This is a genomic window from Knoellia locipacati, from assembly GCF_007992835.1.
In the GTDB taxonomy this organism is placed as follows: domain Bacteria; phylum Actinomycetota; class Actinomycetes; order Actinomycetales; family Dermatophilaceae; genus Knoellia; species Knoellia locipacati.
Genome location: NZ_BKBA01000003.1, coordinates 143005 through 163752 on the forward strand (window position 1 = coordinate 143005; position 20748 = coordinate 163752).

Below are 20748 nucleotides of genomic sequence, written 5' to 3' on the forward strand. Positions count from 1 at the left end.
GAGGGGCCTAGCGGCGGCCGGTGACGCGGCGCAGGATCCCCGTGGCCAGGCCGAGGCCGGCCGCGGCGGACGCACCGAGTGCCGCCCCGATCGCGAGGTTGACCCGGTCGTCGGCCCGCTTCGCGCGTGGTGCCACGACCCGGTCGGTATGCCGGCCGCCCCCGTCCGCGGTCCGCGCCGCGTCCGCTGGGCTCACCCCGGAGGCCCTGCTCGCCCGGGAGGCGGACTCCGGCGACGCACCGAGCCACACCGGGTCGGGCACCGTGGGGTCGACGGCTGCCGAGACCGGCAGGGCCGGACCCTCGGCGAGCTTGGAGCGCTGTCCCTCGCTGAGGTCGGCCAGCGCCCCGGACTCGAGCGAGTTCGCGCTCCACGCAGCGGCGAGCAGGACGATGCGCGACATGAAGTTCAGCCACGCGAGCAGTCCGACGACGAGGGCGATCGACGCGAAGAGCGGGTTGTTGGTCGTGCCGGCGATGAGGCTCGTGCCGAGGACCTTGAGCAGCGTGAGGCCGATCCCGCCGACGACGGCGCCGCCGACGAGGCCGCGCCACGGGACGTCCACCCCGGAGAGCAGCCGGAGCATGACGAGGACGACGAGCCCGTCGAGCGCGGCGCCGATGACGAGGGCGATGCCGCGCAGCAGCCACTGCTGGCCCCCGAGACCGATCGCCTCGGCGATCCAGCCGGTGAGTGCGCTCGCGACACCGGTCACCGCCGCCGAGACGACGATGGCGAACCCGAGCAGGACGAGCACGCCGAGGTCGCGCAGCTTGGTGGTGATGGCGTTGCCGGGCTCGCCCTCGGCGCCGAAGACCGTGCGGATGCCGTCGCGCAGGGCACCCAGCCAGCCGAGGCCGGCATACAGGAGGCCGGCGAGCCCGACGAGACCTGTGATCGTCAGCGCGCCGTCACCGGGCGTCTCGAGCGGGATGATCCCGGAGTCGCCGTCCTTGATGAAGCCCGGCAGCGTCTGGTTGAGGTAGTCGCGGATCTGGTCCAGCCACTGCTGGTTGTCCTGGAGCAGGACGCCGAAGACGGTGAAGGCCAGGGCCATGACCGGGAAGAGCGAGAAGAACGCGAAGTACGCGATGCCGCCCGCGAGCAGGTTGCCGCGCGAGTCGCCGTAGCGCTTCCACGCGTGCCAGAGCCGGGTTCGCTGGACGCTGGCCCAGATCGCCTTGAGGCGGTCCATGCTCAGCCTTCCAGCGCGTACGAGGACAGCGGGCGCCAGACGCCGTCGTCGGTCTGGTGGAACAGCTCGAACGACGTCACGTCAAAGCTGCAGCGGTAGTCGACGAGCCCGTCGAACGCGACGTCGAGCCGGTCCTCGTCGAGGTGGTGGGCGATCGTCACGTGCGGGTGGTAGTTGAACTCCAGGGTGCGCTCCACCGGTCCGGAGCGCACGGCCGTCTCAAGAAGCTCGCACTGCGAGATGCCCGAGGACACCTGGACGAACACGACGGGTGACAGCGGCCGGAACGTGCCCGTGCCGGCGAGCGTCATCCGGAACGGCGCGTGCGCCGCGGCGACGACGCCGAGGTGGGTCTGGAACGCGTCGAGCGACGGCTCGTCGATCTCGGTCGGTGGCAGGAGGGTGATGTGGGGCGGGATGAACCGGGCCAAGGGGTCCCCGAAGCGTTCGCGCGCGTCCTGCAGCGCCGAGCCATGGGGTTCGGGCACGGTGATGGCCACTCCGTGGGTGGGCATGCGCTCGACCCTATCGGGATGCAGAGGGCAGGAGGCCGACCCGGTCCCGCACACGTTCCATCGTCGCGCGCGCCACGACCCGGGCCCGCTCGGCACCGGACGCGAGGATCCGGTCGAGCTCGGCGGGGTCGTCGAGCAGCTCGCGCATCCGCGCCTGGAAGGGCTCGACGGCCGCGACGACGACGTCGGCGACCTCCTTCTTGAGGTCGCCGTAGCCACGACCGGCGAACGCCGCCTCGAGCTCCGGGACCGGTGTGCCGGACAGGATCGAGTGGATGACGAGCAGGTTGGAGACACCCGGCTTGGTGTCGACGTCGTAGCGGATCTCGGCGTCGGTGTCGGTGACGGCCGACCGGATGTTCTTGGCGATCTTGGCCGGGTCCTGCATGAGGTCGATGAGCCCCTTGGGCGACGACCCGGTCTTGCTCATCTTGGCGGTCGGCTCCTGGAGGTCCTGGATCTTGGCCGCGCCCTTGACGATGTAGGGCTCGGGGACGACGAGCGCCTCACCAAACCGGGTGTTGAAGCGGGTCGCGAGGTCGCGGGTGATCTCGAGGTGCTGGCGTTGGTCCTCACCGACGGGCACGAACGCGGCGTCGTACATGAGGATGTCGGCGGCCATGAGCATCGGGTAGGTCAGCAGCCCGACGTTGGCGTTCTGCCCCTTGGCCGTCTTGTCCTTGAACTGCGTCATCCGGCGGGCCTCGCCGTCGGCGGTGAGGCAGTTCATGACCCAGCCGAGCTCGGCGTGCTCGGTGATGTGGCTCTGGCAGAACACCGCCGAGCGCTCGGGGTCCACGCCGCCGGCGATGAACTGTGCCGCGGTGGCGCGGGTGCGGGCGCGCAGCACCGCCGGGTCGGTCGGGACGGTGAGGGCGTGGAGGTCGGCGACGAAGTAGTAGGCGTCGAACTCGTCCTGCAGCGTCACCCAGTTGACCAGTGCCCCGAGGTAGTTGCCGAGGTGGAGCGAGTCGCTGGTGGGCTGCATCCCGGAGAGGATCCGGGGAGCCGCCTGGGGGGTCACGGGTGCGGACATGCGCGTCATTGTGTCAGGTGGGCCCACCTAGACTCGCACCGTGCCGCGCCTCCCGGAGACCTTCGCCACGCTCTACGGCCACGCCCCCGACGGCGTGTGGTCGGCGCCCGGCCGGGTCAACCTCATCGGCGAGCACACCGACTACAACGGCGGGCTCGCCCTGCCCATCGCCCTCCCCCACCGCACCTCGTGCGCGGCCTCGGCCCGCGACGACGACGTCCTGCGGATCGCCTCCCTCCAGGAGGAGTCGTCCGTCGAGGTGCGCATCGACGAGGTCGCGGCCGGGCACCCGAGCGGGTGGACGGCATACGTCGCGGGTGTCCTGTGGGCGCTTCGAGAAGCCGGGTATGCCGTCCGCGGCCTCGACGTCCTCGTCGACGGCCGGGTGCCCCTCGGCGCGGGCCTGTCGAGCTCCGCGGCCCTCGAGTGCTCCGTGGCGGCCGCAGCCTCCGACCTGTTCGGGCTGGGGCTGCTCGAGTCGGCCGAGGGACGAGCGGCGCTCGCCGCCGCCTGCCAGCGGGCCGAGAACGACGTCGCCGGCGCACCGACCGGCGGCATGGACCAGGCCGCGGCGATGCACTGCACCCCGGCCCACGCGCTGCGCCTCGACTGCCGCGACGGCGCGACGTCGCAGGTGCCGTTCGACCTCGAGGCGCACGACGTCGTCCTCCTCGTCACCGACACCCGGGCGAGCCACGCCCTCGCCGACGGGCAGTACGGCGCACGACGCGACGCCTGCGAGAAGGCCGCCGACCTGCTCGGCGTGGAGTTCCTGCGCGACGTCGTCGACCGACCCCTGGACGAGACGCTCGACGCACTGCCCGACGACGAGCTGCGACGCCGCACCCGTCACGTCGTCACCGAGATCGAGCGGGTCGACGCCGTCGTCGACGCACTGCGCGACGGCGACCTCGACGAGGTCGGGCGGCTCTTCGTCGCCTCGCACGAGTCGCTGCGCGACGACTACGAGGTCTCGTGCACCGAGCTCGACCTCGTCGTCGACACGGCCGTCGCTCAAGGCGCTTTCGGTGCCCGGATGACCGGTGGAGGCTTCGGCGGGTCGGCGATCTCGCTCGTCCGTGCCGAGGACGTCGACCGGGTGTCGTCCGCGATCGAGGACGCCTTCGCCGAGGCACGGCTGACGGCGCCGGTGTCGTTCGCGGTCACCGCGGCGGGCTCCGCAGCCCGCGACCGGCTCAGCCCAGCGTGATCTCGTAGTCGACCGTGAGGGCGGCGTGGTCGCTCCACCGCTGGTCGTATGCCGCCGCGCGGCCGACCTCCGCACGCGTCGCCAGGGCGGCGAGCGGCGCGCTGGCGAACTGGTAGTCGATCCGCCAGCCGGCGTCGTTGTCGAACGCCTTCCCGCGCCACGACCACCACGTGTAGGGGCCCGGCCCCGGACCGTGCAGCGCCCGGTGGACGTCGACGTAGGCGTGCTCGGCCATCCAGCGGTCGAGGTGGGCCTGCTCCTCGGGGAGGAAGCCGGACTTGCCGGTGTTGCCCTTCCAGTTCTTGAGGTCGTCCGCGGAGTGGCAGATGTTGAGGTCACCGGTGAGGACGGCATACCCGTCGTTCGCCGTGAGGGTCTCGAGACGCGAGCCGACGGCGTCGAGGAAGCGCATCTTCTCGTCCTGGCGCGGGGTGCGCGCCTCACCGGTGTGGACGTAGGTCGAGATGACGGTGACCGGCCCGTCGGGCCCGCGCACGTCGACCTCGACCCACCGCCCGGCGTCGCTGAACTCCACGGGGCCGATGTCGGTGCTCGTGCGCAGCGGCGGCTGCCGGGTGAGCACGGCGACGCCCGCGTGGCCCTTGGTGCGGCCCGGCGCCGAGGTGACGTGCCAGTCGCCGAGGCCGCCGTCGGCGAGGACCTGGGCGAGCTGGTCGTCGCGCGCCCTCACCTCCTGGAGAGTGAGGACGTCGGCGTGCTGGGCCCGGAGCCAGTCCAGGCCACCACGGCGGGCGGCGGCACGGATGCCGTTGACGTTGGCCGAGGTGAGACGCACCGGAGAAGCCTAGATGAGGGGTGAACGCGCAGTTCAACGTCCGCGACCCGAGTGTTCACAGTTCCCGGTCAGGAGACTTGCATAGGGTGAGGGGCATGTCAGCAGTGAGCGGTCCCGACGTCACCAACGGCCGCATCCTCGTGGTGTGCACCGGCAACATCTGCCGCTCCCCCTACATCGAGCGGGTCCTCGCACGCGAGCTCTCCGGCACGGGGATCGCGGTGTCGAGCGCCGGCACCGGCGCCCTCGTGGGCTCCCCGGTCGACCCCGAGTCCGCCCAGCGCCTCGTCGCCGTGGGCGCCAACGCCGAGGGGTTCGCCGCCCGCCAGATCACCCGCGAGATCGTCGCGGCCTCCGACCTCATCATCGGCGCGACGCGCGAGCACCTGTCCGAGGTCGTGCCGCTGCACCCGCGGGCGCTGCGCTACTCGTTCGCCCTCCATGACCTCGGCGACCTGCTCGCCGACGTGACGCCGCAGGAGATCGCCGCCGCTCCCGGCCACAACCGGGTGGCCAAGGTGGCCGCTGCAGCGATCGGTCGGCGCGGCATCGTCAACCCGCGGCTGCCCGAGCAGTCCGGCATCGTCGACCCCTACCGCCAGTCTCCCGAGGTCTTCGACCAGATGGTCACCGAGATCTCCGCCTCGCTCCCCGCGGTCGTCGCGGCGCTGCGCCACTGACGCCGGCCCCGGACACAGACGCAGGGACGCCCACGGCCTGAGCCGTGGGCGTCCCTGCGTGCCGGGTCGAGCGGTGACTCAGCTCCCGACGAGATCCTTGCGGGGACGGGTCGTCGTGTCGTCCTGACCGCGACGACGGCGACCGCTCTTCTCGCTGCGCTTGCTCGAGGGCTGGCCCTCCGGGCGGTACTCGTAGCGGTAGTCGTAGTAGCCGCCGCGCGACTGGCGCGGGATGCGGTTGAGCACGACACCCAGGACGGTGCCGTTGACCGTCTCGAACGTCTCGAGCGCGTGGTCGAACTGGTCCTTGGTGACGACGCCGCTGCCGGCCACGATGATGGCACCGTCGGCGAGGCGGGTGAGGACCGTCGAGTCGGTCACGGGCAGCACCGGGGCACCGTCGATGAGGACGTAGTCGAAGCGGCGGCGCAGCTCGTCGAGCGTGTTGCGCATCGACGTGGAGCCGAGCAGCTCGCTGGGGTTGGGCGGCGAGGCGCCCGCGCCGAGCACGGTGAGCGAGTGCGCACCGAACGGCTGGAGCACGTCGTCGAGCTCGTAGCGGCCGATGAGCACGTCGGTGAGACCGACGGAGCCCTCGAGCCCGAGGTAGGTCAGCAGACGCGGGCGGCGGAGGTCACCCTCGACGACGCAGACGCTGGCGCCCGACTCGGCCATGGCCAGCGCGAGGTTCGCGGTCGTCGTCGACTTGCCCTCACCGGCGATCGACGAGGTGACGACGAGGACGCGGGGGTGGTTGGCGGCGTCGACGAACTGGAGGTTCGTGCGCAGCGACCGAAAGGCCTCGGCGCGCCCGGAGAGCGGGTCGGCCTGGATGATGAGCGGGTGCTTCTCGGCGTCGGCGTCGAACGGGATCCCGCCGAGGACGACGGCGTCGGTCATGGCCTCGACGTCCTCCTTGGTGCGGAGCTTGGTGTCGAGCATCTGCTTGACCACCGCGGCGGCGAAGCCCGCGAGGAGTCCGAGCACGAGCCCGAGGGCGAGGTTGCGCGCAGGACGAGGACTCACGGGCGAGGAGGCCACCGAGGGCTCTCGCACGACGGTGACCTTGACCGGACTGTCGGCGTCTGCGCTCACTCGCTCGAGGTCGTCCACCATCTTCGGAAATTCCGCTGAGATGGCTTGAGCGATGTCGCGCGCCTTGGTGGCGTCGGGGTCCGTGACCGACACATCGATGAGGACGGTGTCCGGTGGCGTAGTCGCGGTGATCTTGCCGGCGAGTCCCCCGGGCGTGTCGCTCGCCCCTGACTTGGCGATGACCGGGTCGAGGAGGCGCGGGGTCTTGAGCAGCTGGCTGTAGGACTTCACACGCTGTTGGGTGAACGTCGAACCCACGGCGAGCTGAGTGCTGCTCGCCGAGTCCGCGGTGGACACGAAGAACTGGGTGCTGGACGTGTACAGGGGGGTCGAGATCAGCGTCAGCCCGGCCGCGAGGGCGAGCACGACGAGTGAGACAGCGACCAGAGTGCGCCAGCGACGGCGTACTATCTGCACGTAACTCATCAGGTCCAAGGGGCATCCTCACATGGGTGGCCGCGCGGCCATGGGTTCAACGCAACAGTACCTGCCGCACTCGACGACTGCCGCGCGGGAAGTTTGGGGGCAAGCCCTCGTCCCGGCGCACCCCCGACGACAGATGGAGCGATCACACCCGTGCACACGACCGGAGATCGACGCGACCTCGCAGTGCGCCTCGCCTGGGCCCTCGTGGACGCCGGGATCGCCGGGACGGCCGTCATCGCCTCGGCGTGGCTCCGCTTCGACATGGACACCGCGCTCGCGACTCAGCGCGATGTCCTGGCCTTCGCCGGCGCGGCGGGTGCGCTGCAGTTCATCGTCGGCCTCGCATTCGGCCTCATGTACCACCAGCACCGCCGCGGCTCGTTCGAGGAGACCGCCCAGGTGGCGCGGGCGGCGCTCGTCGTCGCCGTCGTCCTGATCGGGCTGAGGTTCCTCACCAACGTCTTCGACGTGCCGCGCAGCCTGCCCTTCGGCGCTCCCGTCCTTGCCCTCGTCGGCATGTTCGCGCTGCGGTTCATCGTCCGCTCCTACCGCTGGGGGCGCGGCCCGCTCCGTGAGAACGACGTGCCGGTCGTCGTCTACGGCGCCGGTGAGGGTGGCCGCCAGCTCGTGCGCGCCCTCGTCCGCGACACGACGACGGATGGACGGATGGTCCCGGTCGCCGTCATCGACGACGACCCTCGCAAGCGGCGCATGGTCATCGACGGCCTGCGTGTCGCGGGCGGCGCCGGCCGGCTGGCCGACGTCGTCGAGCGCACGGGGGCGACGACGCTCGCCGTGGCCATGCCCTCCATCCCGGCCGACCGGCTACGCGAGATCCGCGACCTGGCCCGCTCCCACCACCTCGAGCTCCTCGTGCTTCCTCCCGTGGGGCGCCTCCTCGGTCCGGCCAGCGGCGCCGACCTCCACAAGCTCAACCTCGAGGACCTCCTCGGCCGCCAGCGCATCACCATGGACCCGGGCTCGATCTCGGAGTCCATCACCGGCAAGCGGGTCCTCGTCACCGGCGCCGGTGGCTCGATTGGCTCCGAGCTCGCCCGCCAGATCGCCCGCTTCGGCCCGGCCAAGCTCATCCTCCTCGATCGCGACGAGTCGGCGCTGCACGGGACGCAGATGAGCCTCACCGGTCGCGCACTCCTCGACGACGGCACCCTCGCGCTCTGCGACATCCGGGACCCCGAGGCCCTGCGCCGGATCTTCGAACAGGAGCGACCGGAGGTCGTCTTCCACGCGGCGGCGCTCAAGCACCTGACCCTGCTCGAGCAGTACCCCCTCGAGGCGTGGCAGACCAACGTGCTCGGCACCGCCAACGTGCTCGCCGCCGCCCAGGACGTCGAGGTCGAGACCTTCGTCAACATCTCCACCGACAAGGCGGCCAACCCCACCTGCGTCCTCGGCTACAGCAAGCGGCTCGCCGAGCGCCTCACGGCCGAATTCGCCGGCCACCATCACGGCACGTTCGTCAGCGTCCGGTTCGGCAACGTTCTCGGTTCGCGTGGGTCTGTCATCACGGCCTTCACCGCCCAGATAGAGCAGGGTGGACCCGTGACGATCACCCACCCCGACGTCGAGCGCTTCTTCATGCTCATCCCCGAGGCGAGCCAGCTCGTCCTGCAGGCGGCTGCGATCGGTGCCAACGGCGACGTCATGGTCCTCGACATGGGCGAGCCGGTGAAGATCCTCGACGTCGCCCACACCCTCATCGACCTCTCGGGCAAGCCCGGGATCGAGGTCGTCTTCACCGGGCTGCGTCCCGGCGAGAAGATGTCGGAGGAGCTCTTCGCCCCCGGCGAGCAGATCATCTCCGCAGGGCACTCCCTCATCAGCAAGGTCGAGGTCCCCGCGATGTCACTGACTGAGGTCGCGCAGGCCCAGGTCACCGAACCCGAGGATGCCCGGCGATGGATGCTGACCCAGTCGATGCAGGACGTGATGCAGCCGTGAGCGAGCGGATCCACCTCTCGCGAGCCCACGTCACCGACGTCGAGGAGAAGTACGTCCTCGAGGCCCTGCGCTCCGGCTGGGTCGCCCCCCTTGGACCCATGGTCGACCGCTTCGAGCGCGAGGTCGCCGAGCGCAGCGGCGTCGCCGGGGCGCTCGCGCTCTCGTCCGGCACCGCCGCCCTGCACCTGGCACTGCTCGAGCTCGGCGCCGGCCCCGACACCGTCGTCGTCCTGCCCTCGATGACCTTCGCCGCCTCGGCCAACGCCGTCGCCTACACCGGCGCGGAGCCGGTGTTCGTCGACTCGACCGACGACGCCAACGTCGACGTCGACCTCCTCGTCGAGACGGTCGAGACGCTGCTCTCCGAGGGCCGCACGGTCACCGCAGTGATGACCGTCGACCTCTTCGGGCGCTGCTGCGACTACACCGCGCTCGGTGACCGCCTCGAGCGCCTCGGAGTGCCGCTGGTCGAGGACGCCGCCGAGGCCCTGGGCGCGAGCCACGCCGGCCGCCCCGCCGGCTCGTTCGGCCGGGCCGCGGCGCTGTCGTTCAACGGCAACAAGATCATGACCACCTCGGGTGGCGGGATGCTGCTCAGCGACGACCTCGAGCTCCTGGCCCGGGCCCGCTACCTCTCGACTCAGGCGCGCCAGCCCGCAGCCTGGTACGAGCACACCGAGATCGGCTACAACTACCGGATGTCCAACATCCTCGCGGCGTTGGGCGTCGGTCAGCTCGAGCGCCTCGACTCGATGATCGGGCGTCGCCGCGAGATCCGCCGTCGCTACACCGCCGGGTTCGCCGACATCGAAGGCTTGACCTTCCTCGGTCGAGGCGCCGACGGTGACGCCTCCGGCGAGGCCAACGACAACCACTGGCTCACCTGCATCTCGCTGGACCCGGACAGCGTCGCCGTCGACCCGACCACGCTCATGGCAGGTCTGGACGCCGCCGGCATCGAGGCGCGCCACCTGTGGAAGCCGATGCACCTCCAGCCGATCCACGCCGACCGCCGCGCCGCCCTCACCGGGGTGAGCGAGCGTCTCTTCGCCACGGGCGTGACCCTGCCCTCCGGTTCCGAGCTCGGTGACGAGCAGATCGACCGAGTGATCGCGGAGACGCGGCGGCTCCTGCTCGCGTCATGAGCCGGATCGACCGCAAGCGGGTCTTCGACCTCGTCGTCACGACGCCTGCCCTGGTGCTCTCCCTCCCGGTGCAGGCCGCCGTCGCCGTCGCCGTGCGCCGCAAGCTCGGCTCGCCCGTCCTCTTCGCGCAGGAGCGGCCCGGCCTCGACGGCGAGGTCTTCGTCATGCGCAAGTTCCGCACGATGCTCGAACCCGACCCCGCCAAGGGCCTGATCTCCGACGCCGACCGGCTCACGCCGTTCGGCGTCTTCCTGAGGTCCACGAGCCTGGACGAGCTCCCCACCCTCTGGAACATCGTGCGCGGAGACATGTCGGTCGTCGGGCCGCGCCCGCTGCTCGTGCGCTACCTCGAGCGCTACTCCCCCGAGCAGGCCCGCAGGCACGAGGTGCGCCCCGGCCTGACCGGGCTCGCCCAGGTGAGCGGCCGCAATGCCACGAGCTGGGAGCAGCGCCTCGCCCTCGACGTCGAGTACGTCGACACCCACACCCTGCGGGGCGACCTCGCCATCATCGCCCGCACGGTGCGTGCCGTCCTCAAGCGTGACGGCATCGCGGCCGAAGGCGACGTGACGATGCCCGAGTTCATGGGTGAGGGGGGCGGCCGCGCATGAGCGCACGCCTCGTCATCGTCGGCGCCGGCGGGTTCGCCCGAGAGACCACGGAGATCGCCCGCCGCGCCTACCCGGGCCTGGCCCTGGCCTTCGTCGACGACGCCCCGAGCCACGACGCGCTGCGGCTCATGGCCGGGCACGGCGCGACCTCACTCGGCACCCTCGACGCGTGGGTCCCCGATCCGCACGACACCTGCGTCATCGCCATCGGAGACCCGGCAGCGCGAGCCTCGATCGCCGCCTGCCTCGCGGACCGGGGCGCGCGCTTCGCGGTGCTCGTGCACCCGGACGCGACAGTCGCCGACTCCGCGGTCCTCGAGCCCGGCGTCGTCATCGCCCCCGGCGCGAGGGTCAGCGCGGACGTCATCCTCGGCAGCCACGTGCACGTCGACCAGAACGCCACCATCGGCCACGACACGCGGGTCGGCGCCTGCGCCCGGCTCAACCCCGCCGCCTGCATCTCGGGCAACGTGTCGATCGGCGAGCGCGCCTACATCGGCGCCGCCGCGGTCGTGCTCCAAGGACTCGTCGTCGGTGACGGCAGCACCGTCGGAGCAGGGGCCGTCGTCGTCCGCGACACGCCCCAGGACACCGTCGTCAAGGGGGTGCCGGCCCGATGAGGATCGGCTACATCACCCAGTGGTTCCCGCCCGAGCCCGGCACCCACGTGGCCGCCGGCATCGCGACCGGTCTCGCCGAGCGAGGCCACGAGGTCGACGTCATCACGGGCTTCCCGAACTACCCGACGGGCCGCATCCAGGAGGGCTGGAAGCAGCAGTCCTACCTCCGCGAGGAGTACGCACCCGGCGTCACGCTGCACCGCAGCCCCCTCTACGCCAGCCACGACAAGAGCGCCGTGCACCGCATGGGCAACTACCTGAGCTTCGCGGCCTCGGCGACGATGACGGCGAACCTTCGCGTGCCGCGGCCCGACGCCTGGCTCGTCTACTCGTCGCCGGCGACGGCAGCCGTGCCCGCCCTGCTCGCCCGCCGTGGCCGCCGCGCACCGATCTGCCTGCACATGCAGGACCTGTGGCCCGACAGCGTCACCGGCAGCCACTTCGTCGAGGGCCGCACCCTCAAGGCGATGGAGCGCGCGCTCCACGTCTTCACCAACGCGTCCTACCGGGTCGCGAGCCGCATCGGCGTCATCGCGCCGAGCATGGAGCACATCCTCGTCGACCGTGGTGTCCCGGCCGACAAGATCCGCTGGGTCCCGAACTGGAGCGACAGCGCCCAGGTGGCGGACAGCAGCGAGCGCCGCGCACTCGGCCTGCCCGAGGGCCCTCTCTTCCTGTATGCCGGCAACCTCGGCACGCTCCAGGGCCTCCTTCCGCTCGTCGAGGCCTTCAAGGAGGTCCCCGAGGCGCAGCTCGTCCTCATGGGCGACGGCATCGAGAAGGACGAGCTCACCCGCGCCGCGCAGGCCGCACCGGCGGGCAACGTGCACGTCCACGACAGCGTCCCGTCCGACGTCGTCGGCCGACACCTCAGCTCCGCCGACGTCCTCGTCGTCTCGCTCCAGGACTCCCCCCTGCTCCGGGCCACGATGCCGAGCAAGGTGCAGTCCTCGCTGGCGGCCGGCAAGCCGATCCTCGTGCACGGCGCCGGTGACGTCGCCGATGTCGTGACCGACTCCGGTGCCGGCGTGGCCGTGACGCCGGGCAACCACCGTGAGGTGGCACACGGCATACGCACGCTGGCGACATCGCCCCAGACCTGGGCGCGCAGGGGCGCCGCGGCGAGGCGGCACTACGAAAACATCTTCGCTCCGGACGTGGGTCTTTCGCGTCTGGAGAGCATGGTCCTCGAGGCCGCGACGAAAGGGCAGCAATGAGTTCGATGGCCGGGGCCTTCGTGACGATCACCGGGGGCACCGGGTCGTTCGGCTCGACGATGGTCCACTCCCTCCTCGAGCGGGGGGTCGACCGGATCAACATCCTCAGCCGTGACGAGGCCAAGCAGGACGAGATGCGCCAGCGGCTCGGGGACTCGCGGGTCAAGTTCTTCGTCGGCGACGTCCGGGACTACTCCAGCGTCGAGAGCTCGGTCATCGGTGCCGACTTCGTCTTCCACGCCGCGGCGCTCAAGCAGGTCCCGTCGTGCGAGTTCTTCCCCGACCAGGCGGTCAAGACCAACGTCACCGGCAGCCGCAACGTCATCGAGGCCTCGCACCGGGCCGGCGTGAAGTCCGTGGTCTGCCTCAGCACCGACAAGGCCGTCTACCCGGTCAACGCCATGGGCATGTCCAAGGCGCTCATGGAGAAGACGGCGCAGGCGTTCGCGCGCAACCACCCGAACTCCCCCACCACCGTCTCGATCACCCGCTACGGCAACGTCATGTACTCGCGCGGGTCGGTCATCCCCCTCTTCGTCCGCCAGCTCCAGGAGGGCAAGCCGCTCACCGTCACCGAGCCGACGATGACGCGCTACCTCATGTCGCTCCAGGAGTCGGTCGACCTCGTCGAGCACGCCTTCCACCACGCCGAGAGCGGCGACCTCTTCGTCAAGAAGGCGCCGGCCTCCACCGTCGAGACGCTGGCCCGCGCGGTCTCGATCGTCCTCGGCCACGGCGACCCCGAGGTGCGACGGATCGGCATGCGCCACGGCGAGAAGATGTTCGAGACGCTGCTGACCCGCGAGGAGCTGCTCAAGTCCGAGGACCAGGGCGACTACTTCCGGGTGCCGCTCGACGCGCGCTCGCTCGAGTACGAGCTCTTCGTCGAGGAGGGCGAGACCGACATCCGCGACGTCACGGACTACGACTCCAACAACACCGAGCGCATGACGGTCGAGCAGACCTGCGACCTGCTGCGCACACTCCCCGAGATCCAGCAGCTCACCGGGGAGACGGTCGCGTGAAGGTCGTCCTCACCGGCGCCGGCGGCTTCCTCGGCTGGCACACGCGGCTGCGTCTCGCGGCGCTCACCGACCACGAGGTCGTCCCCGTCGACCGCACCTCGTGGGCGGGCCTGACCGAGGCCGTGTCCGACGCCGACGCGGTCATCCACATCGCCGGTGTCAACCGCGCCGACGACGACACCGTCCGTCAGGGCAACGAGGACCTCGCGCGCGACGTCGCCGCGGCAGTGTCCGCCTCGGGTCGTCCGGTCCGCGTCGTCTACGCCAACTCGATCCAGGACGGCAACGGCACGGCATACGGGATCGGCAAGGGCCGCGCCCGCGAGGTCCTCGCCGCGTCCGCCGAGGCGACCGGGGGCTCGCTCGTCGACGTGCGGCTGCCGAACCTCTTCGGCGAGCACGGGCGGCCGGCATACAACTCGTTCGTCGCGACGTTCGTCCACGCCGTCCGCGACGTCTCGACACCGACCGTGAACGACAACACGGTCGGCCTGCTCCACGCGCAGGGTGCGGCCGCATCCCTCCTCGACGGTCTCACCGGCGACGCCCGCCGCATCGACCCGGGCAGCACGCCGGTCACGGTGCGCGAGGTGCTCGACCTGCTCCAGGAGTTCAAGGCGTCCTACGACACCGGTGAGATCCCCGACCTGTCGACGCCGTTCCGGGTGGACCTGTTCAACACCTACCGCGCGGCGCTCTTCCCCGAGCACTACCCGATCGCGCTCACGCCCCACACCGACCCGCGCGGAACGTTCGTCGAGACGATCCGGGTCCGCGGCGGTGAGGGCCAGGCGTCCTTCTCGACCACGGTCCCCGGCATCACCCGCGGCGAGCACTACCACCTGCGCAAGATCGAGCGGTTCGCCGTCATCTCAGGCGAGGCACGCATCTCCCTTCGCAGGATGTTCACCGACGAGGTCGTCGACTTCGACGTCACCGGCGAGGAGCCCTGCGCCGTCGACATGCCCGTCGGCTGGGTCCACAACATCACCAACACGGGCGCTGACACCCTTGTCACACAGTTCTGGTCGCACGAGCTGCACCGACCGGAGGACCCCGACACCTACCCCGAGCCCGTCCGCCCGCAGGGAGCATCCGCATGAAGGTCATGACGATCGTCGGGACCCGTCCCGAGCTGATCCGCCTGTCCCGAGTGATCCACCGGCTCGACGAGACCGTCGACCACGTCCTCGTGCACACGGGCCAGAACTACGACTATGCCCTCAATGAGGTCTTCTTCAGCGACCTCGGCATCCGCAAGCCCGACCACATGCTCGGCGTCGACACGTCCAGCCTGGGCGCGGTCCTCGGCGGCACCCTCATCGCGGCCGAGAAGGTCATGCTCGAGGAGCGCCCCGACGCGGTCCTCGTCCTGGGTGACACGAACTCCTGCATCGCCGCGGTCATGGCCAAGCGCCTGCGCATCCCGACCTACCACATGGAGGCCGGCAACCGCTGCTTCGACGAGAACGTCCCCGAGGAGACCAACCGTCGCCTCGTCGACCACGTCGCCGACTTCAACCTCGTCTACACCGAGCACGGCCGCCGCAACCTCCTCGCCGAGGGCCTGCACCCGCGCCGCATCATCAAGACGGGCTCGCCGATGCGCGAGGTCCTCGACGCCTACCGCGACGAGATCCTCGCCTCCGACGTCCTCGACCGGTTCGAGCTCACCGAGGGCGGCTACTACCTCGTGAGCGCCCACCGCGAGGAGAACGTCGACTCCCCCGAGCGCCTGCGCGCCCTCATCGACTGCCTCACAGCGGTGTATGCCGCGTTCGGCCTTCCCGTGTTCGTCTCGACCCACCCGCGCACCCGCAAGCGGCTCGAGGCGCTGCCGGACTGGTCCGAGCCCGAGGGCATCACCTTCAGCGACCCGCTCGGCTTCCACGACTACAACAAGCTCCAGCTCTCCGCCGCGTGCTGCCTGTCCGACTCGGGGACGATCGCCGAGGAGTCGACGCTGCTCGGCTTCCCCGCCGTCACGCTGCGGGACTCGATCGAACGCCCGGAGGCCCTCGACACCGGCGGCATCATCATGACCGGTCTGCACGCCGACGACGTCGTGGCGGGGGTGCGCGCGGCGATGGCCACCCCTCGTGGTCGCGACGGCGTCAGCCACCTCACGCCCGACGACTACCTCATCGACAACACGAGCGAGCGCACCATCAACTTCATCCTCTCAACGGCCAACCGCCACCACGCGTGGGCGGGCATCCGGAGAACCTCATGAGGAACCGGACCGCTCAGGTTGATCCGAACAATCGCGACGCGGACGTCGTCGTGATCACTTTCGACTCCTACCCCCTTTCAACGCGATCCCGCAAGGCCGCTCGGGCTTATGCCGAAGCAGGCATGCGCGTTCAGTTTGTGGGCATGTCTCGCGCTGGACGTACCGGAAGGTGGTCGCCAGCGGGCAGGACGCGCGCCGATGGGATCGATATCCTCAGCGTCGACATGCGGGCACCAGACCTTGAACCAACAAGGCTGAACATCGTTCGCAATGTCGCACTTACCTACGTACCCGCCATCTTCCGGATGGCCAAAGAGGCGCTCGGCACTCCGGCTGGGGTCGTCCATACGACAGGGTCCGCGCTCTCGCTTCTAGGCGTTGCCCACAAAGTGCTTCACAGATCGAAATTCGTACTGGACATCCCGGAACGACCGGGAGCTGTCGCGGCCCGAGGTTCCGCTGCAGCCGCGTTTGCCCGCGTAGAACGCATCGTCCTTCGGGCCGCACGGCCCTTTGTCGATGTCGCTTCGGTCGTGGTGGAGCCGGACGTTCACCACCTGCGCGACCGCGGCTTCGATGATGTTGTGCAGGTACGGAACGCTCCGATGAAATCGTGGCTTGCCCCATACGTCGATATGCCACCCTCACCAGTACGTTTCGCCGTCATAGGCAGCATTTTCGAAGGACGGGGCTACGAGACTCTGATTCGGGCCGCTGCGCGTGCTCAGAAGGACGCGAACTTCCAGATATACATCTACGGAAAGGGCCGCGACAGTTTTACTGGTCACCTCAAGAACCTTTCTAGCGAGCTCGGGGCGGACCGCACGATCGTCTGGGCCGGCTCGCTACCGAGCGACCAAGTCAGCCGCGCATACCTGGATGCGCACGTCGGTGTCGTTCTGTACGAGTCCCTCGACCCTGGCAACGATGGACTATCAAACAAGCTTCTCGAGTGCATTGCATCAGGGCGACCAGTCTTGGCAGGAGACCTACCCGAGAATCGCAAGTTCGTGACTCAGCACCAGGCGGGCTGGCTGACCGACGTCTCGGAAGAGGCGCTGGCACATTCGATCGTCGAGGTGGCCAACACCACCATTGATCTCGACGTGATGGGTCAACACTGTCGAGACTTGGGCGAGACAGCCCTCACGTGGGAAGGCGAGTTCGCACCGATCATTGAGCGGATGCGTTCAACCAACTCAGCGTCTGCCGCTAACTCCTCGTAGGACAAGGCTGGCCTCGGCTCGGTTCAAGGCGAGCCAGACGCCAAGGAACGCAACGGCCCCGCACACCTGGACGACCACTGAAGTCCCCTCCGTCAGCACGCTCAGGCCCCATACCAACAGCAACGCTGCAAAGACTTTGAGCGATAGCCCGACCCAAGCGTGGCCATCGCGGTACCAAGTCACCGCGATGGGGACCAAGGCGATGATCAGCGATCCCGCGACGTAGCCCCACGCGATGGCTTGCACCCCCAACGAACCGAAGATCGCCCATGCGATGCAGCCTACGAGCGCGCCAGAGAGAGACGATGCGGCTGAGATTCGCATCCCAACCTCAGATCTGGTGGTGATGGCACTCACTGACGGCGAACTGATCCCGCCGATAGCGACGGCTGCAAGCAGAAGCGGCATGACGACGACGACATCAGGGAAGTCGGGGCCCCAGAGAAGGTCAACAAGGCCTTCCCGGACGATCACCACCACCCCCAGTCCGCCAATCAGGGCCAGACACAACACCCTCGTCGCCTGATCCGTAATCCTGCGGAACTCATGAGTTGATCCACCACCCCAAGCCCTTGCCAAGGTGGGGTAGAGCACGACACTCAGACCTGCAGCCACCAAGGAGAGGGGCGTCGCCAACGTCAAAGAGGCCGAATATTGTCCTGCGCCTTCCAGCCCCGCAAAGTGACGCGCCGCCAAAAGGGACAGTTGGAGGAATCCTGCGCTGCTGATGGTTCCTACCGTACCGAGAATGACGAATCTACGAATTTCCTTGTTGAGCACCTGATCGAAGTCTGAACCGGCAAGCCGAGGAATCGACAAGATTGTGTAAAGGGCGTACCCGCAGGCTACCGGCAGGAGAACGACGATACTGCGGATTCCAAAGACCATGAACAAACAAAGCCCAACGAGGCCCGCAGCGCCGGTCAAAACGTCAGTGAAGACCGCGCGGCGCACATTCCCCGAACCGAAGAGAATTCCTCGGGTTGTGGTCCAACCCGCCAGACCGAGGGTGAGGAGGACAACCGTAAGACACTCAAGCCAGGAACCACGCTCCACGAGCCTCCAGTAGGTAAGGCTCATCACGGCCGCGACCAGTTGGAAGATCATCAGGCGACGGATGAAGTAGCCGGCCACTTTCTGCATTTCACCGACATCGCGCCTCCCCAGCGCCAGTCCAACGAAGCGCGACGCTGCCGCGCCGGCAGCAGCGGGCCAGAGCAGGACAATCAACTGTGAAATGGAGAGAGCCGTGGCCGTGAGACCGAGCAGAATCGCCCCGGCCACATTACCGATGAGGATGTTCGTGACGAACCGGACACCACCCTGCCAGCCGACACCAAGCATGCCGAGCAGGCCGCCCTTACCTATCGAGCTCGAGCCGATCTCTCTATTGAAGTCGACACGCTCCCATCTCAAACTAGGCATGCTTCTCCATGTCTGCGGTCCGACCCATCGCTTCAACCAAGACCGCGGCCGACCGTTGGCCACCGTGAACACTGGCCACATATTCAGGGCCTGCGCTGGCCAAGCGCTGTAGATGCGATCGGTCTGATAGCACCTCTCGGAATCCTTGCAAGAAGGTGCCGGGATCAAGGTCCACGATCGGCAACTCGCGCCCGATTACCCTCCGGGTAGCCGCGCCAACGTTAGCGATGGTCAGCCGGCCCGAGGCCATGGCTTCCACTGCGCTGACTCCAAAAGAATCCGTGAGCACCTGATCAACCACAATGTCGGCCTCCTGGAGCAATGCGGGCATCTCGGCGTGCGACACATGCCGCCCCCGAATCCACGTGATAGCCCCCTCACGCTCCAGTTGCTCCAGGGCTGGCTCGATGAACTGCGAACCCTTGATGGGGGGATTTCTACGGGTAGGCATGTGGAGCACCTTGGGCTTGGCGGAGCTGAAAGCAACCGCGCCCGCGGAAAATCGGTCCACATCTACACAGAGAGGGAGCCAGATCGCCTCAGGATTGTCGATGAGCAAATCCGGCGTGGAAACGAGCAACGGTGCTCCCAGGGCATCACGGACACGCCGATTCTGTCGCACCCGCTGGCGCGCCTGGTCAACGAATTCGCCATCAGCATATTTGAAGTACGAGTAGGGTACGCGACTCAGATGCGCATCTGGATCGCGAGTGTCAGATCCATGTGAGATGAGAATGAGTTCGCGCCCGTTCCCCGCCACACGACGATAATCCCTGAGGAGCGAGCCGACACGTGGCATTGAATAGACTCGCTGGAATCCGTCGACTGCTACATGCGTGAACCTTTTAAGGAGCGAGTCGGCGGCACGCCTTCGAACCCATGGGTTGGAGCGAGTACCCGGAATCTGGTTGTCGGCTGAGAAATTGAAGCCGGGATTGCCGCCGACATACTCAAACGATTCAGCATCTATCGAGGAATATAGGTGCACCGCTCGCGCCCACTGATGGGCCTGACCTGCATAGTTGGCCGGCCCGATAGCGAGTAACGGGTTGTTGATCATTGGCGACTCCCCGCCTGGCGATCAGGCGAAGCGGCGGGCTCGTTCTCACCCTCGACAGAGGGTGTGGCGCGTATCAGGCCTGCGAGTGCGACGGAATAGCCGATAAGCAGCCACCAAGTCCCGTCCGCGATAAGCGAACTTGCCGAGAGGCCGCCGGCCAGCACACCAATGAGTACCAAGGAAAGCTCCAAACGTATGTGTCCCGTCCAGCGCACAACCCGTCCGTGCTCCTTGTGCAGGACGGATGACGCCAGCCAGAACATCATCCATACAACTGGAACGAAGACGATGACGCCGTACTCGGCGCCGATCTGGAGAAAGGTGTTGTGCGCGTCGGTCACTAGGCCCACGTTTCGCCCGGGATCACTGCGCAGATAGGAGACGAAGCTTCCCGGACCGATACCCAGACCGTCGGAGTCGATGGCGTACTTGGCTGCCGCCTGCGCGAGTCCGACGCGCATTTCGTCGCTCTGTGCATCGACGTCAGAGAACGTTCCACTCATTGACGAGATGATGCGTCCCGAGAAGAGGAGTGCTGCAACTCCGGCCGAAAGAAGCATCGCTGGGATGGACAGCACATGCCGGTTCTGCCCATGAAGCGGCCAGAGCATACCCACGCAAAGCACCAGCAATCCCGCGATGACGGCCGTGCGACTGAGTGTATGAATGGCAAGAAAACCTGCGAGGACGATCAGAAGAAGGCAGGAGAACCGAAGCAGCTTGGAGGCCGTGCGCCGTGCCACCACGATGGTTGGCCCCACGAAAGCCACCAGAAAGGACGCATAGTTGTTCGGATTGATGTACGGACCGCCAAGGGCATCGCCGGCCAGCCACTGCCTTCCAGCTCTCGCCTCCCAAGAGACTCCGGTGACGTACTCAATGAGCCCCATGATCGCGAGCGCTCCCAAGGCAAGCACCATGCCTATGCGTGCTGCCCGATGGGCGGACGGTGTTCGACAGAGCACTGCGATAATGACGGCCCCTACGCAGCCAAAAATGGAAGCAACAACCTGGCGGGATCCTTGGGCAGGATTCTGACTCCACTGCAGCGACAGTGTCCCCCAGACCGCGAATAGGGCCGTGATCACCACGAGGAGGTTGAGACCCCGGGAATACACGCGCTCACGAATTGCGATAATTAACGTCGGGAGGATTGCGGCAAGGATAAGAATCCGAGACGCATATGGCTGTGACGCCGCCCCGGGGACGGGCGACACCCATACCGAAAGCGCGGAGAGGGGCGGCAAGGCGACAAGTACTAGCTCTGAGGC

19 protein-coding genes are annotated in these 20748 nt (G+C 68.4%); 11 read left to right on the top strand and 8 right to left on the bottom strand.

Features of this window, described 5'->3' with window-relative positions; all coding sequences use genetic code 11:
* Positions 1-7: 7 nt before the first annotated feature.
* Genes KLO01_RS02190 through trpS form a run of 3 tightly spaced genes read right to left on the bottom strand, consistent with a single transcriptional unit; the run spans position 8 to position 2755 of the window.
* Entirely contained in the window at positions 8-1195 is a 1188-nt protein-coding gene (locus KLO01_RS02190) for a YihY/virulence factor BrkB family protein (protein WP_147061915.1), read from the bottom strand.
* A 2-nt stretch (positions 1196-1197) separates the two neighbouring features.
* Positions 1198-1710, bottom strand: a complete 513-nt coding sequence (locus tag KLO01_RS02195; RefSeq protein ID WP_147061916.1) for a 2'-5' RNA ligase family protein — start codon at positions 1708-1710, stop codon at positions 1198-1200.
* 10 nt (positions 1711-1720) lie between these two features.
* The gene (gene trpS, locus KLO01_RS02200; RefSeq protein WP_147061917.1) at positions 1721-2755 is read right to left on the bottom strand and encodes a tryptophan--tRNA ligase; all 1035 of its coding nucleotides are present in this window, start codon (positions 2753-2755) and stop codon (positions 1721-1723) included.
* Positions 2756-2786: 31 nt separating this feature from the next.
* On the opposite strand from trpS, the gene galK reads away from it, so the two are divergent.
* Positions 2787-3956, top strand: coding sequence for a galactokinase (galK, locus tag KLO01_RS02205; RefSeq protein ID WP_147061918.1), 1170 nt, complete (start codon positions 2787-2789; stop codon positions 3954-3956).
* On the opposite strand, the gene KLO01_RS02210 is transcribed toward galK, so the two are convergent.
* Positions 3943-4752 carry an exodeoxyribonuclease III gene (locus tag KLO01_RS02210; RefSeq protein ID WP_147061919.1) on the bottom strand — a complete coding sequence of 270 codons (810 nt, stop codon included), beginning with the start codon at positions 4750-4752 and terminating at the stop codon, positions 3943-3945. The genes galK and KLO01_RS02210 overlap by 14 nt on opposite strands.
* A 95-nt stretch (positions 4753-4847) precedes the next feature.
* On the opposite strand from KLO01_RS02210, the gene KLO01_RS02215 reads away from it, so the two are divergent.
* Positions 4848-5432, top strand: coding sequence for an arsenate reductase/protein-tyrosine-phosphatase family protein (locus KLO01_RS02215; RefSeq protein WP_147061920.1), 585 nt, complete (start codon positions 4848-4850; stop codon positions 5430-5432).
* 78 nt (positions 5433-5510) lie between these two features.
* Here the strand turns inward: KLO01_RS02215 and KLO01_RS02220 are convergent, their stop codons facing one another.
* On the bottom strand, positions 5511-6953 hold the full coding sequence (locus KLO01_RS02220) for a tyrosine-protein kinase domain-containing protein (protein ID WP_147063045.1): 1443 nt from the start codon (positions 6951-6953) through the stop codon (positions 5511-5513).
* A gap of 150 nt (positions 6954-7103) precedes the next feature.
* On the opposite strand from KLO01_RS02220, the gene KLO01_RS02225 reads away from it, so the two are divergent.
* From KLO01_RS02225 to KLO01_RS02265, 9 genes are read left to right on the top strand one after another with little or no spacing between them, the layout of a single operon-like run.
* Positions 7104-8915: a polysaccharide biosynthesis protein gene (locus KLO01_RS02225; RefSeq protein WP_147061921.1), complete on the top strand. Its 1812-nt coding sequence runs from the start codon at positions 7104-7106 to the stop codon at positions 8913-8915.
* Complete coding sequence (locus tag KLO01_RS02230) at positions 8912-10060, top strand: DegT/DnrJ/EryC1/StrS family aminotransferase (protein ID WP_186827884.1); 1149 nt, start codon at positions 8912-8914, stop codon at positions 10058-10060. The genes KLO01_RS02225 and KLO01_RS02230 overlap by 4 nt, the downstream gene beginning before the upstream one ends.
* Positions 10057-10671, top strand: a complete 615-nt coding sequence (locus tag KLO01_RS02235; protein ID WP_147061923.1) for a sugar transferase — start codon at positions 10057-10059, stop codon at positions 10669-10671. Before KLO01_RS02230 ends, KLO01_RS02235 begins: the two co-directional genes overlap by 4 nt.
* A complete protein-coding gene (locus KLO01_RS02240) occupies positions 10668-11291 on the top strand; it encodes an acetyltransferase (RefSeq protein WP_147061924.1) in 624 nt (207 codons plus the stop codon). Before KLO01_RS02235 ends, KLO01_RS02240 begins: the two co-directional genes overlap by 4 nt.
* Positions 11288-12508, top strand: coding sequence for a glycosyltransferase family 4 protein (locus KLO01_RS02245; RefSeq protein WP_147061925.1), 1221 nt, complete (start codon positions 11288-11290; stop codon positions 12506-12508). The genes KLO01_RS02240 and KLO01_RS02245 overlap by 4 nt, the downstream gene beginning before the upstream one ends.
* Positions 12505-13533, top strand: a complete 1029-nt coding sequence (locus KLO01_RS02250) for a polysaccharide biosynthesis protein (RefSeq protein ID WP_147061926.1) — start codon at positions 12505-12507, stop codon at positions 13531-13533. Before KLO01_RS02245 ends, KLO01_RS02250 begins: the two co-directional genes overlap by 4 nt.
* Positions 13530-14636, top strand: a complete 1107-nt coding sequence (locus KLO01_RS02255; protein ID WP_147061927.1) for a polysaccharide biosynthesis C-terminal domain-containing protein — start codon at positions 13530-13532, stop codon at positions 14634-14636. The genes KLO01_RS02250 and KLO01_RS02255 overlap by 4 nt, the downstream gene beginning before the upstream one ends.
* A complete protein-coding gene (gene wecB / locus KLO01_RS02260; RefSeq protein WP_147061928.1) occupies positions 14633-15766 on the top strand; it encodes a non-hydrolyzing UDP-N-acetylglucosamine 2-epimerase in 1134 nt (377 codons plus the stop codon). Before KLO01_RS02255 ends, wecB begins: the two co-directional genes overlap by 4 nt.
* Positions 15763-16992 (top strand): glycosyltransferase, encoded by a 1230-nt coding sequence (locus KLO01_RS02265; protein WP_147061929.1) that lies wholly within the window; start codon positions 15763-15765, stop codon positions 16990-16992. The genes wecB and KLO01_RS02265 overlap by 4 nt, the downstream gene beginning before the upstream one ends.
* On the opposite strand, the gene KLO01_RS02270 is transcribed toward KLO01_RS02265, so the two are convergent.
* The 3 genes from KLO01_RS02270 to KLO01_RS02280 are packed head-to-tail and all read right to left on the bottom strand — an operon-like array spanning position 16966 to position 20397.
* Positions 16966-18408: a lipopolysaccharide biosynthesis protein gene (locus tag KLO01_RS02270; RefSeq protein ID WP_147061930.1), complete on the bottom strand. Its 1443-nt coding sequence runs from the start codon at positions 18406-18408 to the stop codon at positions 16966-16968. The genes KLO01_RS02265 and KLO01_RS02270 overlap by 27 nt on opposite strands.
* Position 18409: 1 nt before the next feature.
* Entirely contained in the window at positions 18410-19477 is a 1068-nt protein-coding gene (locus KLO01_RS02275; protein WP_147061931.1) for a glycosyltransferase, read from the bottom strand.
* On the bottom strand, positions 19474-20397 hold the full coding sequence (locus tag KLO01_RS02280) for an O-antigen ligase family protein (RefSeq protein WP_147061932.1): 924 nt from the start codon (positions 20395-20397) through the stop codon (positions 19474-19476). Before KLO01_RS02280 ends, KLO01_RS02275 begins: the two co-directional genes overlap by 4 nt.
* Positions 20398-20748: the final 351 nt, after the last annotated feature.

Bases quoted from the DNA above. Each gene is read 5' to 3' on its own strand.
- KLO01_RS02235 (WP_147061923.1), top strand. From the start codon at position 10,057: ATGAGCCGGATCGACCGCAAGCGGGTCTTCGACCTCGTCGTCACGACG.
- KLO01_RS02275 (WP_147061931.1), bottom strand. From the start codon at position 19,477: ATGATCAACAACCCGTTACTCGCTATCGGGCCGGCCAACTATGCAGGT.
- KLO01_RS02280 (WP_147061932.1), bottom strand. From the start codon at position 20,397: ATGGTGCTTGCCTTGGGAGCGCTCGCGATCATGGGGCTCATTGAGTAC.
- trpS (WP_147061917.1), bottom strand. From the start codon at position 2,755: ATGACGCGCATGTCCGCACCCGTGACCCCCCAGGCGGCTCCCCGGATC.
- KLO01_RS02250 (WP_147061926.1), top strand. From the start codon at position 12,505: ATGAGTTCGATGGCCGGGGCCTTCGTGACGATCACCGGGGGCACCGGG.
- KLO01_RS02215 (WP_147061920.1), top strand. From the start codon at position 4,848: ATGTCAGCAGTGAGCGGTCCCGACGTCACCAACGGCCGCATCCTCGTG.
- KLO01_RS02220 (WP_147063045.1), bottom strand. From the start codon at position 6,953: ATGAGTTACGTGCAGATAGTACGCCGTCGCTGGCGCACTCTGGTCGCT.
- KLO01_RS02195 (WP_147061916.1), bottom strand. From the start codon at position 1,710: ATGCCCACCCACGGAGTGGCCATCACCGTGCCCGAACCCCATGGCTCG.
- KLO01_RS02245 (WP_147061925.1), top strand. From the start codon at position 11,288: ATGAGGATCGGCTACATCACCCAGTGGTTCCCGCCCGAGCCCGGCACC.
- KLO01_RS02190 (WP_147061915.1), bottom strand. From the start codon at position 1,195: ATGGACCGCCTCAAGGCGATCTGGGCCAGCGTCCAGCGAACCCGGCTC.
- KLO01_RS02240 (WP_147061924.1), top strand. From the start codon at position 10,668: ATGAGCGCACGCCTCGTCATCGTCGGCGCCGGCGGGTTCGCCCGAGAG.
- KLO01_RS02265 (WP_147061929.1), top strand. From the start codon at position 15,763: ATGAGGAACCGGACCGCTCAGGTTGATCCGAACAATCGCGACGCGGAC.
- wecB (WP_147061928.1), top strand. From the start codon at position 14,633: ATGAAGGTCATGACGATCGTCGGGACCCGTCCCGAGCTGATCCGCCTG.